Origin of the sequence: Bacillus sp. EU63 (assembly GCF_038592915.1) — a bacterium.
Taxonomy (GTDB): Bacteria; Bacillota; Bacilli; order Bacillales; family Bacillaceae; genus Bacillus; species Bacillus velezensis.
The window spans coordinates 1029292-1045178 of sequence record NZ_CP151944.1 but is presented as its reverse complement, the minus strand read 5'-3'; the positions used below and the strand labels follow the sequence as shown (position 1 = coordinate 1045178).

21 protein-coding genes are annotated in these 15887 nt (G+C 47.0%); 11 read left to right on the top strand and 10 right to left on the bottom strand.

Annotated elements, in window-relative coordinates:
* The first annotated feature begins 53 nt into the window (after nucleotides 1–53).
* The 5 genes from NYE38_RS05390 (at nucleotide 54) to NYE38_RS05370 (ending at nucleotide 4754) form a co-directional block, all read left to right on the top strand.
* Nucleotides 54–767, top strand: a complete 714-nt coding sequence (locus NYE38_RS05390) for a DUF421 domain-containing protein (RefSeq protein WP_014417366.1) — start codon at nucleotides 54–56, stop codon at nucleotides 765–767.
* Between the two features lie 68 nt (nucleotides 768–835).
* Nucleotides 836–1345 (top strand): ferritin-like domain-containing protein, encoded by a 510-nt coding sequence (locus NYE38_RS05385; protein ID WP_007610501.1) that lies wholly within the window; start codon nucleotides 836–838, stop codon nucleotides 1343–1345.
* A gap of 251 nt (nucleotides 1346–1596) precedes the next feature.
* Nucleotides 1597–2217 (top strand): TetR/AcrR family transcriptional regulator, encoded by a 621-nt coding sequence (locus NYE38_RS05380; RefSeq protein WP_104843235.1) that lies wholly within the window; start codon nucleotides 1597–1599, stop codon nucleotides 2215–2217.
* A gap of 15 nt (nucleotides 2218–2232) precedes the next feature.
* Nucleotides 2233–3429, top strand: a complete 1197-nt coding sequence (locus tag NYE38_RS05375) for an MFS transporter (protein ID WP_014417364.1) — start codon at nucleotides 2233–2235, stop codon at nucleotides 3427–3429.
* 167 nt (nucleotides 3430–3596) lie between these two features.
* Nucleotides 3597–4754, top strand: a complete 1158-nt coding sequence (locus NYE38_RS05370) for an AbrB family transcriptional regulator (protein WP_025649559.1) — start codon at nucleotides 3597–3599, stop codon at nucleotides 4752–4754.
* Between the two features lie 36 nt (nucleotides 4755–4790).
* Here the strand turns inward: NYE38_RS05370 and NYE38_RS05365 are convergent, their stop codons facing one another.
* From NYE38_RS05365 to NYE38_RS05350, 4 genes are all read right to left on the bottom strand, one after another.
* Nucleotides 4791–5312, bottom strand: coding sequence for a MarR family transcriptional regulator (locus NYE38_RS05365; RefSeq protein ID WP_012117244.1), 522 nt, complete (start codon nucleotides 5310–5312; stop codon nucleotides 4791–4793).
* An 88-nt stretch (nucleotides 5313–5400) separates the two neighbouring features.
* Complete coding sequence (locus NYE38_RS05360) at nucleotides 5401–6879, bottom strand: monooxygenase (RefSeq protein ID WP_104843234.1); 1479 nt, start codon at nucleotides 6877–6879, stop codon at nucleotides 5401–5403.
* 146 nt (nucleotides 6880–7025) lie between these two features.
* On the bottom strand, nucleotides 7026–7541 hold the full coding sequence (lepB, locus tag NYE38_RS05355) for a signal peptidase I (RefSeq protein WP_003155158.1): 516 nt from the start codon (nucleotides 7539–7541) through the stop codon (nucleotides 7026–7028).
* Nucleotides 7538–8164 (bottom strand): TVP38/TMEM64 family protein, encoded by a 627-nt coding sequence (locus NYE38_RS05350; RefSeq protein ID WP_260654732.1) that lies wholly within the window; start codon nucleotides 8162–8164, stop codon nucleotides 7538–7540. Before NYE38_RS05350 ends, lepB begins: the two co-directional genes overlap by 4 nt.
* A 152-nt stretch (nucleotides 8165–8316) precedes the next feature.
* Between NYE38_RS05350 and NYE38_RS05345 the strand changes: the two genes are divergently transcribed.
* The 4 genes from NYE38_RS05345 (at nucleotide 8317) to NYE38_RS05330 (ending at nucleotide 10822) form a co-directional block, all read left to right on the top strand.
* Nucleotides 8317–8676, top strand: coding sequence for a hypothetical protein (locus NYE38_RS05345; protein WP_014417360.1), 360 nt, complete (start codon nucleotides 8317–8319; stop codon nucleotides 8674–8676).
* A gap of 120 nt (nucleotides 8677–8796) precedes the next feature.
* Entirely contained in the window at nucleotides 8797–8997 is a 201-nt protein-coding gene (locus NYE38_RS05340) for a DUF3311 domain-containing protein (RefSeq protein ID WP_007409181.1), read from the top strand.
* Complete coding sequence (locus NYE38_RS05335; RefSeq protein ID WP_340803061.1) at nucleotides 8994–10463, top strand: sodium:solute symporter; 1470 nt, start codon at nucleotides 8994–8996, stop codon at nucleotides 10461–10463. Before NYE38_RS05340 ends, NYE38_RS05335 begins: the two co-directional genes overlap by 4 nt.
* A gap of 41 nt (nucleotides 10464–10504) precedes the next feature.
* A complete protein-coding gene (locus tag NYE38_RS05330) occupies nucleotides 10505–10822 on the top strand; it encodes a YbjQ family protein (RefSeq protein WP_003155166.1) in 318 nt (105 codons plus the stop codon).
* 32 nt (nucleotides 10823–10854) lie between these two features.
* Here NYE38_RS05330 and NYE38_RS05325 read toward each other — a convergent pair whose 3' ends face one another.
* Nucleotides 10855–11124, bottom strand: coding sequence for an excalibur calcium-binding domain-containing protein (locus NYE38_RS05325; protein WP_003155168.1), 270 nt, complete (start codon nucleotides 11122–11124; stop codon nucleotides 10855–10857).
* 195 nt (nucleotides 11125–11319) lie between these two features.
* Between NYE38_RS05325 and NYE38_RS05320 the strand changes: the two genes are divergently transcribed.
* A complete protein-coding gene (locus NYE38_RS05320) occupies nucleotides 11320–12030 on the top strand; it encodes a YrpD family protein (protein WP_017417404.1) in 711 nt (236 codons plus the stop codon).
* 228 nt (nucleotides 12031–12258) lie between these two features.
* Here the strand turns inward: NYE38_RS05320 and NYE38_RS05315 are convergent, their stop codons facing one another.
* From NYE38_RS05315 to NYE38_RS05300, 4 genes are all read right to left on the bottom strand, one after another.
* Nucleotides 12259–12768 carry a MepB family protein gene (locus NYE38_RS05315; RefSeq protein WP_123117709.1) on the bottom strand — a complete coding sequence of 170 codons (510 nt, stop codon included), beginning with the start codon at nucleotides 12766–12768 and terminating at the stop codon, nucleotides 12259–12261.
* Between the two features lie 122 nt (nucleotides 12769–12890).
* The gene (locus NYE38_RS05310) at nucleotides 12891–13262 is read right to left on the bottom strand and encodes an iron chaperone (RefSeq protein WP_017417402.1); all 372 of its coding nucleotides are present in this window, start codon (nucleotides 13260–13262) and stop codon (nucleotides 12891–12893) included.
* A gap of 26 nt (nucleotides 13263–13288) precedes the next feature.
* On the bottom strand, nucleotides 13289–13657 hold the full coding sequence (locus NYE38_RS05305) for an iron chaperone (RefSeq protein WP_012117235.1): 369 nt from the start codon (nucleotides 13655–13657) through the stop codon (nucleotides 13289–13291).
* Nucleotides 13658–13802: 145 nt separating this feature from the next.
* The gene (locus NYE38_RS05300; protein WP_003155179.1) at nucleotides 13803–14381 is read right to left on the bottom strand and encodes a competence protein ComK; all 579 of its coding nucleotides are present in this window, start codon (nucleotides 14379–14381) and stop codon (nucleotides 13803–13805) included.
* Between the two features lie 314 nt (nucleotides 14382–14695).
* On the opposite strand from NYE38_RS05300, the gene NYE38_RS05295 reads away from it, so the two are divergent.
* Nucleotides 14696–14929, top strand: coding sequence for an IDEAL domain-containing protein (locus NYE38_RS05295; RefSeq protein WP_007610478.1), 234 nt, complete (start codon nucleotides 14696–14698; stop codon nucleotides 14927–14929).
* Nucleotides 14930–14959: 30 nt separating this feature from the next.
* Here the strand turns inward: NYE38_RS05295 and NYE38_RS05290 are convergent, their stop codons facing one another.
* Nucleotides 14960–15817, bottom strand: coding sequence for an SDR family oxidoreductase (locus NYE38_RS05290; protein WP_007610477.1), 858 nt, complete (start codon nucleotides 15815–15817; stop codon nucleotides 14960–14962).
* Between the last annotated feature and the right edge of the window lie 70 nt (nucleotides 15818–15887).

The window sequence follows — 15887 nt, the reverse complement described above, 5'->3', positions numbered from 1 at the left end:
GACTGTTTTAAAAAATATCGCTTCTGACCAAAATAAAGAAAAAAGGACTAATGATGATGTCAGAATATCCCGAAGTGATTGTACGGACGGCTCTGTCGTTCAGCATTCTGTTTATCGGCGCCCGGATACTCGGTAAACAAACCATTTCACAGATGACGCTTTTTGATTTCATTGCGGCCATCTCGCTCGGCGCCATCACGGCAAATCTGTCGTTTAATACAAAGCTGCCGATTCATTATAATGTCATTGCCTACATTATTTTCGTGGCAATCATTTACCTTGTCGCATATCTTTCTATGAAAAATAGGACCCTTAGGGGTTTCTTTGCAGGCAAACCGACCATTATCATTCAAAACGGTAAAATACTTGAGCATAATATGAAAACGATGCGTTATACCATCGACTACTTGAACCAGCAGCTGCGTGTAAATGACGTATTTGACATTTCTCAGGTTCAGACTGCCATCATTGAAACAAACGGCAGCATGTCAGTGGAGGTCAAACCGGAATTTGCGCCCATTACAAGACAGGATCTCGGCATCTTTGCCGGACATGAAAAGAACTTTGCCGTTGAGCTGATTATGGACGGCCGGCTGGTGATGAAGAATCTGGAAGAAAACCACGTATCGGAAAAATGGCTGAGAGAAGAATTGGACAAGAGAAACCTCAAACCGGAAGACGTCGTATACGCTGTGCGCGGAAGCAACGGCCGGCTTTTTGTCGACACATACGACGACCATATTACATCGCCGCTAGATCAAGAATAAAAATGACATCCGCACATGTCACGGGCTGCCGCCGTATAATACCCTATAAACATCCGGGGGTGAGTCCAATGCACGAGAATTTTTTTCATTATACAGCCATCTGCAGTGACGATTCTGTGCTTATCAAGGATCTGGTAAAATCCATAAACGGTGAATACAGCGCTGTGATTTGCTACTCAATATTAGCCGAAAAAGCGCCGACCGCAGAAATCAGAAGACGAATCGAACATATCAGAGAAGAAGAAGTGCGCCACCTGCACGCTTTCTCTTCACTGTATACGTCAATTACCGGAAAACAGTTGACGCCGAAACAGACGGAGCATTGTCCGCACACATACAGAGAAGGACTGAGGGCGGCGTTTTATGATGAGCAGAAAACGAATGATTTTTATTTGCAGGCATCCGATAGAGCGGTGCATCCGGAAGCGAAGCGGTTATTTGCCCGCACGGCATTTGACGAGCAGCGTCATGCCGTCTGGTTTTTATACGATATGGCCCACTCTCCTTTCCACCATACAGGGGGAACGGTATCAAACGCGCCGAACACAAGCTACACCGAGGTAAATACCGGAAAATAACGGTTCAGGCAGATCACGCTCCCCCGCCGGGAGTCTTCAGACCGCAGACAAACCCCGTTCTTTCAACATGAGAGAATGGGGTTTACTTTTCGAGCCGTTTTTATACTCCCTCTAAACAATGGATAACTTCTTCATTGTATAATCAGCAAAAACCCTTTATAATAAAATAAACCAACTGGTCGGTTTTAAACGAACCGAGCCCCGCTTTGCCGGGACAACGATATGAATGAGGCGGAAAGGATCTGTGTGAAGTGACAAATACAAAAGGCGGTGCCGGAAAGAGCGAAAAGACGAAGAACAGGCTCATATCCGCTTCGCGTGACTTATTTGCAAAAAAAGGATATTCAGAAACATCGATTCGGGATATTTTAGAGGCGGCCGAAATCAGTAAAGGCAATCTATATCACCATTTTAAAGGAAAAGAGTTTCTGTTTCTTCATATCATGGAAGAGGATCACCGCGTGATGATCGAGACGTGGAGGGAAATGGAAGCTAATCTGAAAGATGCTGCCGAAAAGCTGGCGGGCTTTGCGGAGCTGCTCAGCCGGATGAGCATCAATTACCCGCTTATGAGAGCAAGTGAAGAGTTTTATGCGAGTGCGTTTACGTCAGAGGAGGTCGTAAAGCGGCTCAACAAAATTGATATTGAATATGACGATGTGATGAGGGAGATCTTAGAAGAGGGAAATCAAGACGGCAGCTGGTCCATTCATCATGTCGAATCAAAAGTGAAAATCCTGCTATCCGTCTTCTACGGTTTAGATGTGTTATATAAAAACGATACCATTCAGCAAAGAATCGAATTGCAAAAAGAAGCCATCTCCGCGTTTATTCACGGGTCGATCAGCGCTGATAAACAGAATGACAGCTGACAAAGGAGAAACAACATGCAAAAACCGATCAGAGAACAAAAGGCTGTACTCATCATCTTATTAAGCAACATATTTATTGCGTTTTTAGGCATCGGATTGATCATTCCCGTTATGCCGCTGTTTATGAATGTGATGCACTTGACGGGCAGCACAATGGGATACCTTGTCGCTGCCTTCGCCGTCGCGCAATTAATTGCATCCCCCATTGCGGGGAGATGGGTTGACCGCTTCGGCAGAAAAATCATGATTCTCGCCGGACTGTTTTTGTTCGCATTATCCGAACTGACCTTCGGATTGGGCACACATGTCTCCATTTTATATTTCGCAAGGGTGCTGGGGGGCATCAGTGCCGCTTTTATCATGCCCGCTGTTACAGCGTATGTCGCAGATATTACGACGGTGCAGGAAAGATCGAAGGCGATGGGCTATGTATCTGCCGCCATCAGCACAGGGTTTATCATCGGGCCCGGCATAGGAGGATTTATTGCCGATCACGGCGTTCGAATGCCGTTTTTCTTTGCGGCGGGAATTGCATTTATCGCAGTGATTTCCTCTGTCTTTATGCTGAAAGAGCCGTTAACTAAAGAAGAACGCGCAAAGCAGATGGAAAGCGTCAAAGAATCAACCTTCTTAAAAGATTTGAAAAAGTCGATTCATCCAAGCTACTTGATCGCCTTTATCATCGTCTTTGTTTTGGCATTCGGGCTGTCGGCGTACGAAACGGTATTCAGCTTATTTACAAACCATAAATTCGGCTTCACTCCAAAGGATATCGCCATTATTATTACGTTCAGCTCCATTGTGGCGGTCCTCATTCAAGTGCTCGCATTCGGCAGACTTGTCAACTTCCTCGGGGAGAAAAAAGTCATTCAGCTTTGTCTGATCATCGGCGCTGTGCTGGCTTTCGTTTCTACGGTGATGTCAGGATTTTTGCCCGTGCTCGCTGTCACCTGCATCATTTTCCTTGCGTTTGATTTACTGCGCCCGGCACTGACTACTTATTTATCGAAAATCGCAGGAAACCAGCAGGGGTTTGTTGCCGGTATGAACTCAACATACACGAGTTTGGGCACCATTTTCGGCCCGGCTCTGGGCGGTATTTTATTTGATATGAATATTCACTTCCCGTTTCTGTTCGCAGGTGTGGTTTTATTTCTCGGTCTGGGATTGACCTTTGTGTGGAAAGGAAAAGCGGGCGAGGTTTCGGAGTAGGGTGCACTCACCCATCTCCGGAGCTTTTTTTATGTTTGTGATAAGAAAAATGAATGGATTATGAGAAATAATTCATTATTTATTTATCTCAAAATCTATACTATAGTAATAGTAAGGTTAACGAGCTTAACAATTTAATATGAATGTTTCAGGAAGAAGGGTTTTCATTGAAGAAAGACAAACATCTCCTTACGGATATCTGGTTTATTCTCATCAGTGCGGCAGGGGGGTTTCTTCTTTCGCTTACAGGGATGTCGATCGCCTGGATGCTCGGAACGCTGGCCGCCGGCTGCATCCTCTCCATGACGAGGCCCCGCTGGCTGTTCATGGCGCCTGACAGAAGAGGGATTCACCGCAGATGGCTTGCGGCGGGACAAATGATCCTCGGCATCGAACTCGGCCAGAAACTGAACCTGTCCGTTCTGTCGGTTTTACGGGAGCATTGGCTTCCGGTAGGCTTCATGCTGATTTTCTCTATCGTGATGGCGCTTGTTTCCGGATATGCGCTCTTTCGGTTCAGCCGGACGGACATGATGACAAGCTTTGTAGGCACGGCGCCGGGCGGTTTATCCGCCATGCCCGGTATCGCCCAGGAAGTCGGCGCAAACACCGCGATTGTAAGCCTTATTCAGCTGACGCGCGTCCTTTTGGTCGTCATGACAATACCGTTTCTCGTCATTTTCTTATTTACCAAACAAAACGGTACGGCTCAGACATCAGCCGGAGCCGTTTCGGCAGGAGCTTCACACCCGGGCCTTATTCCCGTCTTGTTAACGGCCGGATTTATTTTGGCTGCCTGGCTTGCAAGCAAAGGCGCAAAACGGCTGAAATTTCCCGCCCCTTGGCTGCTCGGCAGCATGATCGGCGTTGCTGCTGCGGAAATCGGCGTGTCCGCCTTGGCAGGCAAAGACATGCTGGCCTGGTGGCCGCCGGAAGCGAACCAGCTGTCACAAATTTTTCTCGGCGCCATAATCGGATCAAAAATGTACAAAAGCATGTTCACCGGCGTGACGAGAGTGCTGACCGTCGGATTTATTTCTTCGGTCGGATTAATCGCCGCCATGATTCTGAGCGCGGTTGCGGTTTCTAAATTAACGGGCATCTCCATGATTACATCTGTTCTCGCCTTTTCTCCCGGCGGGATCGCCGAGATGGCGGCGACTTCGATCACCCTGCACGAAGACTCGACTTTCGTCGTCGCGGTTCAGGTCATCCGGATCGTTCTCGTCATCGCCATGCTTCCGCCCTTCTATCGGCTGCTGCACCACCTTTCTCAGCTGAAACGGGCACACGGCGAAAGAGGCCGGGCAGAAAGAGGAACATGATCCGAATAAAAAAACACGCATTCATATGCGTGTTTTTTATTTGAACAGCTCTCCGCCGCCATTTACAGACCGCCAGTTTGCTGAAAGATCACGGAACAGCCGTTCAGCAAATAACAGTTCTTCATCTGTATAGCGGTCTAAAAACGCCAAGAGCCGCTTTTTTATCAATTCATGATATTCATGATGAAGGGAATGCAGCTCTTTCCCGGCAGGAGTCAGCCGGAAATAGACTTCTTTTTTATTGTCGCTCAGCCGGGTTCTGCGCAGAAAGCCGGCTTCCAAAAACTTCGCGCAGCTTCTCGACACGGTCGGCTTTGTCGTCTTCATTTTTTCCGCTATTGACGTGACATTGATCGGTTCATGATCTCCGATACACGACAAAATGTGAATTTCCGTCAAGGTCAGCTGTAATTTTTTCCCGTTTTCTTCACGGAGTTCGTCCATCCGTCCGGCCAACGACGCCCTGATGTCCTCCTGACACCTCTCCTGCTCGTGAAAAATATCTGTCAGCCCTTCAAGAATCATGTGTTTTGCATGGTCTGGCTGTCTTCTGTCCAACTGCTGAGTCACCCTTCCGTATTGATTGTTTCTTTTACTATAACGTTTTGTTACACAAGAAACAATCACATAGGCGCATAAAAGGGTATCAGATGAACCCCCATCTCTCCAAACCGGCCAGAACGGCTTCTTCCGCTTCACGTCCCGAGCCGCCGGCTGCCCATGCCGCGTGGCCGTCCGGCCGGATTAAAACGGTGTGGACGTCATCCCAATCGGCACGTGTTTCAGCAAGATCCGCTCTGACAGCTGCCACGCTGTCCGTATCAATACCGGCGGGAATGCTCCCTCTTAATGACAGAAGCACAAAGGCGCCCTTATGAAGAAAATCATACAGCCGGGCCGGCCGCCCGTCATGAAGGGTCAATTCGATATCCGGCAGGCGTTTTCCGTTCAGGGTATGCGGCGGCAGCTCCGCATCCGGTTCATAATGCAGATCAAGCGCGGATACTTTTCCCGCCAATAAACGGTTGGACTCCTGAAAATCCAGCAAAGCGGTCATCGTTTCTCTTAATGCCATCCCCGACTCGGTAAAATCCATGAGCTTTATCTGGGTTTTTATATTGTGCAACACTTCTTTTCCTGTGCTGTGCCTTTCCTGATGATAGCTGTCCAGAAGATGAGGCGCCGCTTTCCCCTTCATTTGCGCCGCCAGCTTCCAGCCGAGGTTGAAGGCATCCTGAAGCCCCGTGTTCAGGCCTTGGCCGCCTGCGGGAAAATGAATGTGCGCCGCATCCCCGGCCACAAAAACCCGGCCGGAGCGGTATTGTTCGGCCTGACGCTCGGCATTGCCGAACCGCGACATCCATACCGGATCACTCAATCCGAAATCAGTGCCGCATATCCGCCGCAGGTCTTCTTTCAGCTCATTTTCAGTGACCGGCTCTTCCTTCCGCTTTTGCGGAGCGTGCGGAGAAACGATGAGGACGCGGAAAAGTCCGTCCGTAAGAGGGACAATCACAACCGATCCCTCCAGGCGGCACGTTGACAAAAAGGAAGATTCGGGCGGATGTTTCAAAGCGGCATCACAAAGGGTTCCTGTTAAGTCGGCATCAGTGCCCGAAAAAGCGATGCCCGCCTGTTTCCTGACAATGCTCCCCGCTCCGTCTGTACCCGCGGCATAAAAGCTGTGAAGAGTGCGGATACCGCTTTTGTCCCGGAACACCGTCTCCACTCCGTCATCCGTCTGAGTGACAGCCACCGCTTCCGCCCCGCGGATGATGTCTGCGCCGAGACTTGATGCATACTCCTCCAAAATCCGCTCCGTTTCTGCCTGAGGCAGCATTAACGAATAATTCTGCTTCGTATCCAGCCGAGAAAAATCCAGCCGTGTATCCAGCATGGAAAAATGGCCGGAAGACACCTTCGCCCCTTTTTCCAAAAAGCGTTCCAATATGCCTCTCATGGCAAAAAGCTCAAGTGTGCGCGGATGCATGATAAGCGCTTTGGAATATGGCACCGTCTTCTTCAATCGTTCAATGACAGTCGTTTTCACTCCGGCCAGCGCCAGTTCTGATGCAAGCATAAGCCCGACCGGACCTCCCCCGATAATGGCAGTCTGTGTTTTCATCTCATCAGTCCTCTTTCATATTTTTTGTTACACACGTAACAATATCACCAAAAATAAAACGCCTCTTTTTTGTTTCGCGCGTAACAATTTTCATTATAGTCTTTCCTCTGCTTTTTGACAATCATTTCCGAAAAAAAAGACGCCGTTCACTTGGCGTCTGATTCACTGATGACTCCGACAATGTCTTTATCCTTAATCGGACCGAAATGACGGCTGTCGAGGCTGTATATGCGGTTGTCGCCAATAACAAAGTATTGTCCCTTCGGTATGCTTTTGCGCCCGGTCGTTTCCTTCAGCGTATAATCACCGGTCACATGGCTCCCGGCGGACAATGATGACTTTAACGGTTTTAAAAACGGTTCCGCCACCCGTTTTCCATTCACATACAGCTGATCCTCCCTGTATGCGATTGACTCGCCGGGGAGCCCGATGACTCGTTTGATCAGCACTTTGCGGTGCGGGCCTTTAAACAGGACAATATCGAAACGGCGGATCGTTTTGTAACGATGGGAAAACTTGTTGACCATCAGCTCATTTCCTTGTTTAAAGGTCGGATTCATGCTGATTCCTTCGACTTTATAATCAATAAAAATGGCATTCTTTAATTGTATGGCCAAAACAACGATAAGCACGCCGGCTATAAACCAAAATCGTTTTTTCAAGATTCCTGTCTCCCTCCGTCTTTCTCATGCTGACTGATTCTCGTCTGTAAACGCCGTTCGATATGCTTTCCGGCATACCACAGCACCCCGATCACCGTTATAGCGCCCGCCATCCTGAAAGGCTGTGTCATGAGTGCGTGAAGATCATACCCGATAAAGCTGATCATAAAGATCATGACCATTTTCCCCATAGCGGCTGCTGATATAAACTGCAGCGCCCCCACCCGTGACAGACCGGCAACGATATGAACCGCAGCGGACGGCGTAAAGGGGAAGCAAAGTAAAATAAACAGCGGACCGAAACCGTGCCGCTCAACCCAGAGCATCATCCGCCTTATGGTCCGATGCCTGCGGATGAAACCGAAAGCTCTTTTCTGTCCGAAACGGCGGACGGCATAAAACATCAGCATCGATCCTGCCGCAGATCCAAGCCACGACAGAAAAAAACCTTCCCACAAACCAAATGCATTCGTATTCGCCACCACAAATACAACGAGCGGCAAAAACGGAAGAAACGCTTCAATAAAAGGCAGTGCAGCCGCAGCCGCCGGGCCGAAAGCTCTATAGCTTTGGAACCATTCCGTCAGCTGTTCCTCAGTCAAATATGATAAAAAATGCTCCAACGTTTATACTCCTTAACGAGTTTGTCTATCCTTATTCTACACATTATCTCCAAAAAACGAAAATGTTTACGAGATTTTCCGACTTGAAATATCGTGTAAGCGAGTATAAAATAAGAACAAACGTTCTCTTTTTTAAGAAAGAAGGAGTATTTATGCCTGACATCCGGAGCGGCACCCGCGATCTCATCGAAAAAGGGCTGTTTCTGCCCATGGCGGCTGCCATCCTGAACCGGGACCTCGAAGCGCTTGATTCGTGCCCGTTCAAATTAAAACAACCCTATAAACAGCTTATCGGCTGCTCTTTAAAATTAGCACAAAAGGATTTGAGTGATGTTCGAAAAGAGTTAAGAAAGCGTAAAATTAAACTATACGAAGCGGAAAGAGATGAAGCATTTACGCTTTATATATGCACCATTAACGGCTATGAAGAAAAACACCGTTATTTCAACCCGAGAATACGGGAACAGGTAACCGCCTTATTGGAATATTACCTGTCTATTGCGACCATTTAAAAAGCAGCCGGGACTGCTTTTCCTTTTCAGCTGATAAATTTCAGACTATTCGCACTATACATTCGACATGATTTTCTTTATAATCGGGACACGCTGTTTTCAATGAAAAGGAGGAATGTTATGAAACTGATTCATGTTCTCGCCGCCCTGCCCTTTTTCGGAATTCTCGCCGGCATTCCATTTGCCAACCGGGTGACGCCTTATGTTTTCGGAATGCCTTTCATTCTCGCGTATGTCGTCATCTGGGCGGTGCTGACTTCCGTTCTGATGGCCGCCGTTTACAAATTGGACAAAGAAAACAAGGCGGGTGAGGCGGAATGAACGCAGCATTTCCCGTAATGGCCGCCGTGCTCCTGTTTTGTGTATATCTCGGAATCCGGGCCCGAAAAGGAAAAAATATGGACCTTGAACAATGGACAGTGGGCGGACGCGGCTTCGGCACGATGTTTGTCTTTTTATTAATGGCGGGAGAAATATACACGACCTTTACATTCCTCGGCGGAAGCGGATGGGCTTACGGAAAAGGAGGCCCCGCCTTTTATATTATCGCGTACGGCTGCCTTGCCTACATTTTGTCATATTGGCTTCTGCCAGCCGTGTGGACTTACGCCAAACAACACAAACTGATGTCGCAATCAGATTTTTTTATTTCAAAATACAACAGCCCGCTCCTCGGCATTCTCGTATCGCTCGTCGGCATCGCATCCCTCATCCCCTATCTCGTCCTGCAGCTGAAAGGGCTCGGATTAATTGTTTCAGCAACGTCATACGGACAGATTCCGCCCTCAGCCGCTGTCTGGATCGGCGCTGTCTCCATCACGATTTATGTGATGATATCAGGAATCCACGGTTCAGCGTGGATATCAGTCGTTAAAGATATCATGATTTTAGGCATCGTCCTGTATTTAGGCATTTATTTGCCCATTCATTACTATGGCGGGTTTACGGAGATGTTCAAACAAATTGACGCCGCAAAACCCGATTTTCTCACGCTGCCGGAAACCGGACAGAGCGTTTCCTGGTTCAGCTCAACGGTTTTGCTGACCGCTCTCGGCTTTTATATGTGGCCCCATACATTTGCCGCTTCCTATTCGGCGGAGCATCCGCGGGTGTTTCGGAAAAATGCAATCATCATGCCTCTTTATCAGCTCGTCCTGCTGTTTGTCATCTTTACCGGATTTGCGGCGATTCTGCAGGTGCCCGATTTAAAAGGGGCGGACACGGATCTCGCCTTATTAAAGCTGTCTGTGAAAACCTTTGATCCCTGGTTTGTCGGACTGATCGGATCGGCGGGCATTCTGACGGCGCTTGTACCCGGTTCAATGATATTAATGGCCTCAAGCACGCTGTTCGCCAAAAATGTGTACAAAGCCATTCTGCCCGGCACGACTGACGAAAAAGTCTCACGGCTCGCAAAATACGTCGTACCCGTCATCGCGCTGATATCCGTATATTTTACGCTGAAAGGCGGAAATACCATCGTCACCTTGCTTTTAATGGGCTACAGCCTTGTCACCCAGCTTTTCCCCGCCCTCTTATTCAGCCTGCCGAAGCGGCGTTTCATCACAAGCCACGGCGCTTTTGCCGGCATAACGGCCGGGGTCGGAACGGTGGCCTTCATTACGCTGACCGAATCAACCATCGGAACCCTCTTTCCGTTTCTTCCGCAAATCGTTAAGGATATGAATACAGGCATCATCGCGCTGGTTCTGAACATTTCCGTCATGTTTGCAGTCAGCGCCGCAGTCAGAAAAAAACAAATCAGCGCAGCCAAAAAGGCGGCTTAAATGGTAAGATAGCGGTAAGATACACGAAAGGGGAAAAACGCATGATCATGACAACGACCGAAACCGTCGCCGGAAAACAGATTACGGAAGTGAAAGGCTTGGTGACAAGCAGTATCGTCCAGTCCAGACACATCGGCAAAGACTTGCTTGCAGGCTTAAAATCTGTCGTCGGCGGCGAATTGAAAAGCTATACTGAAATGCTGGAAGACTCCAAAAAAGCGGTGAAAGAGCGCCTGATCAGAGAGGCGGAGCAGCTCGGAGCGAACGCCATCGTCGGCCTGCGGTTCGAACTGACCGCAGGACAGAACACATCCGAATTAATCGGATACGGAACCGCCGTCACCGCCGAATCCATTTAAAAAAACAAGCCTCTTTAAAGAGGCTTGTTTTTTTATTTCTCACATGCAATATAGTCTTTATCTCGGTCAAGTCTTTTATTTGCATTGTAAAGCGCTTTTGATACATACGGCTTGTACTTTGTTCTGCCGCCCTTGTTTTTCACTTTCGACGATTTGGCCACACCGCCCTTATACACCTTATTCAGCGCCTTGCAGTTTTGATACGTTTTTACCTTTGTTTTCGCTTCTGCCGTCTGCCCCGCTCCGTATGAACAACCGAACACCAGACCGAAAGACAAAAGCACAGCTGCCGTCTTTTTCATTTCTATCCTATCCCCTTTCCTGAATCATGCTGTATTGCTGAACATATCATAGTTCAAATAATCTCCATTTACAAGATAAATAGGAAAATAGTTTTAATTTACGTCCGCCCGTATATCTTTTATGGAATTTTTCCCAAAACCTTTTATAATATGAATTGATAGCGCTATCTGACTATGATGATAGGAGGAGAAATGATGATGAAAAAAGGGCTTCTTGCGGGTGTGCTCACTACAGCCGTTCTATTCGGCGCATGTACGGCGGATATTCCGGGGGTGATCAGTCCCAAAACGGCGGAAGCGGCGTCCCAGCTCAGCAAAGGAATCGGCGGAAGGGCCTACCTGAACAGCACGGGCTCAGTTCTCGTCACGAAAATTCAGCTTCCAAGCTCGATTCAGGTGTCAAATGGGACAGCCTATATTTACTCAGGATTTACCGGAGGCACAGAGGCTGATATCGGGCTTCAGTACAGTGACACCTATCATGTATGGAAACCGATCATGAAAGTCGGTTCAAAGGGGCAAGGCCAGGTCCGGTATCTGGAAGGAGAAAGCCAATTCACCTATACGAAAGGCTTCCGGCCCGGCAGCACCGTACAGCTGACCATTTACAAAAATCTGAACGGCAATACCCGCGCCACATATTGGGGCACGAATAATGACGGATACACCGGCCGCATCATCTCAGAACTCGCCCAAACAAATGTAGGCTCTGTCTCAAAATGGAAAGCGCTCGCCACCGTCGCGGTCACATCAGAGGATCAGCGCCCTTACATCAAATCAAACTTCTCAACAGCCTTTACGAACATCTCGATCGACAATAAAGCAGTCACCCCTGTGATTGATACACAGGATTTTGCCAAATTGACAGTGTCAGGCAGCAGCGTCAGCATGTCTGTCGTCAAATAAAGAATGTTGAACGCACGATTTCTGACATCGTGCGTTTCGTGAGGGTCTGCCGGATACGCAAATCCCTTATTTTTTGGATTACGTTTAATAAACAAACTCTGTTACATTCAAAATGTCGATTTCTATATAACAATTAGAGGAACCTCATTTGTTGAGGTTCCCCGTTATTCTCCAACTCACGCACCGGTTAACTTCACATACTGTCAGCCGGCTCAGGGCTGTCCAATTTTAGTTAGAATATAGCTTTAACAGGTCTTGTGCTGGAAAACGATCTGCATCGTTCGCCTCAACAAAATATGCCAACTGCCATTTTTGTGTTTTGATAGCTTGTTTGCTAGTGGGATTTTCCCATTTAGGGTAAACTCTAATTGCCATTTTTCCTTTTGCAGCGGCTGTTTTAAGGATATTTTGCTTTACAAGAACTTCTTTTGGAAAAACAAATTGTCCAAAATGATGATTACCGGCAAAAGTATTGATAACCAATAAATCAGCAGCTTTTTCATATGAAAAGGCTTGGTTTTTACCATCTCCATCTTTTTCCCAAAAAGCAACAAACTGTCCTATCTTGTTAGGCGTTATTTTTGCGACTCTGAATCGAACTGATTTTGAATGCAGTTGAAACATACCGGCCCCATACTCTGAATTTTGAGCTTCTTCTTGAATATCATGTATCGTTAAGTGATTTGGTTCATAAAAAATTTTATTTACATGTGTTAACGCCTTATAAAATTCATTCACTGCTTCGTACTCCTTATTTTTTATAGTACGTCATCCATTGCTTCTTGATTAAAATGGGCTGATCATGTGTTTCCAATAAAAAAACAGCCCTCCTCAGGGTTGTTTTTTTAACATTTCTTTCATTATTTCCGCCAAAATGCTGAGCAGTCCGCCTTATCCTGAATATTGAATTGAATCATGCGTTCAAGCAGATCATAATGCACTGGTTCAGTCCATTGAATTCTGAACAAACGGGAAGTAGCGCTGTAGCCGGCACGGGCAATGTCGTCGGCAAAATGCGCAATTCCCGCTTCTTCGGGGGAAACACTTACATGATGCTTTGCTGCCGCAAAGCCGATAATAAAGGTGCCGTGATCCGTAAACATCGGCGTGTTCCACTTGATCTGCGCTTCTAAGTTCGGAAATCGGTCAGCCGTCCACGACAGGATTTCCTCCATTCGCAGACGATGATCAGGGCTGTCGATACTTGATAAATAGTCTTTGAAAACGTCCATGTCTTCCTCCTTCAACATCACGTCCGCTAGCGCCAAAACCCCGGATTTTCAGCTTTTTCCTTGATGTTAAATTCGATGATCTTCTTTAGCAGATCATAGTGCACCGGATCAGTCCATCGAATTCTGAAGAGGCGCGAAGAAGCGCTGTACCCGGCTTGAGCGATGTCATCGGCAAAATGCTCCATCGTCTCTTTTTCAGGTAAAATGCTCAAATGATTTTTTGCCGCGGCAAACATAATGATATAGGTGCCGTGATCGGTAAATGTCGGTTTGTTCCACTTGATCTGCGCTTCTAAGTTCGGAAATTGGCCAGCCGTCCACGACAAAATTTCCTCTGCCTTGAGACGGTGATCCGGGTTATCGATTCCTGATACATATTTTGCGAACACATCCATGCCCATCTCTCCTAAAATGAAATATCATTACTCTTTACATCATCATAGCCAACAGACGGACACGATACAACTCTATACCGGCATGTAAATCGAAAAAAGCCCTCCCCAAAAGGAGAGGACCCGTCCCTTCACATCACAGCTCTCTCTAATATCTCTCCCCCAGCTCCCGCAAAATAAAGTCGTAGATCATTCTTGTCCGCTCTTCTTTCGGATACAGCATGAATTCCTGCCGCTTCGGGATATGACTGCCCATCCTGTCCTGAAAAGTGGTTCTGAGATAGGCGGTTCTGTAAACCTGATTTTCAAAAGAATGATAGGATACTTCCAGTTCCATCGTTTTGCCGTTTGAGAACGTGACCGCTGTGTCATCAAATGCCGTCGGTTGAAAATCTTTAACGTGCACATGCGATATCCAGCCGCATTGAGGCCTTGCAGAAGAAAGTGTAGGGAATAAAAAGATGTGATTTGAAGGGTCCACCATAATCGGCGGCTTGTGAGAAATTTTAATCGCTTCATATGTTCCCGCTTTTCTCCCGGCATAGCTGGAGCCAAAGTAGCGGCAGCTTCTGTCGATGATGTGAATCGGCTTCATGCTGACATACAGAATGCAGTCTTTTTCAATGACCTTCGACCCCATTTTACCGTCTATTTCCTCAGGCAAAACAGCGATGGTTGAACGATTTACTTCGTAGCTTTCTAAGGGTGCGTGTGTTTTCTGGCACATGATGTGCATCCTCCAATCCTTTTCTTGAAAATTTATACTAATAATCTATCATCTGTCATTGGAAAACGACAGGTTTTTTTCGAATATAGCTAAAAATCACCTTTTAAAGATGTAATTTAGTCTTAAATTACTATTTAAATATTATTTTTCTTTTTCATTTCACCTCATTATACAATGATCATTTTCGTTTTTTCGTCAATTTGCAGGATATGTCGATATATTTCCAAGTATTAGTTGTCTAAAGATTATAAAAATTAATTGATTTTTCCGGCCGTTATCCATATACTATAAAAAAGGCATTGGGGGGATTCTTTATGAAAGAGAAAAAGTCGTACACTGAGCTCATGAAGTCCCGCAACACGCAAAAAGCAAACGAATTCGATGTGACAATGGCCGATATTTACATTCAAATGGTGCTTGATGAATCCTTGTATAAACGCCGGATCGCCATGCTGACAATGCAGATTAATAAGGCGCTTGATGATAAAAATAAAGAAGCGTTCCTCACGCTTTCAAAAGAATATGCCGCACTCAAACAGAGTGAATAAGCCAATCCATATGGATTGGCTTTTTTTACATTATCCGTTTACGATTGTGCCGCCGTTCACATGAATCGTCTGGCCCGTGACATATGAAGAATCATCGCTTGCTAGGTACAAATAGCTCGGCGCCACTTCAACAGGCTCTCCCGGGCGCTGCATCGGCACATCTGAGCCGAAGACTTCCACTTCCTTCGCCGAGAAGCTCGCCGGGATCAGCGGCGTCCAGATCGGCCCCGGCGCCACTGCGTTTACCCTGATGCCCTGAGTGACAAGAGATTGGGAAAGAGATCTTGTAAACGTGACGATCGCCCCTTTTGTCGCTGAATAGTCAATCAATGTTTTGTGGCCTTTATAGGCGGTAATGGAGGCCGTATTAATGATTGAACTTCCTTTTTTCAGGTGAGGGAGCGCGGCTTTCGTTAAGTAAAACATTGAAAAAATATTCGTCTGAAACGTTCTGATGAGCTGGTGGCTCGTGATTTTCTCAATCCCCGGCTGCACGTGCTGCTCACCCGCGTTGTTGACCAGGATGTCAATGGAAGGAAAGGCTTGGCCCGCCTGGCGGATGACATCGTTGCAGAAGGCTTCGTCTCCGACATCCCCTGCGATCAGCAGACACTTCGCCCCCTCTTTTTCTACATATTGCTTCGTCTCTTCGGCATCCTGATGCTCATCAAAGTAAACGATGACCACATTAGCGCCTTCCTTCGCGAATAAAACGGATACGGCGCGGCCGATCCCGCTGTCTCCGCCCGTGATGATCGCCGTTTTCCCTTCAAGTTTTTTCGCCGCTTTCGGTTTGTCAAAAACGGGGCGCGGGTCCATTACATATTCAAAGCCCGGCTGCCGGTTTTGATGCTGCGGCGGCAAGGTTTTCTTCTTCTGATTAGCCATTTTGATCACTCCTTTACATTAATTACTATATTATGAGTAATTTGAGCAACTTATACGAATTTCATGTATG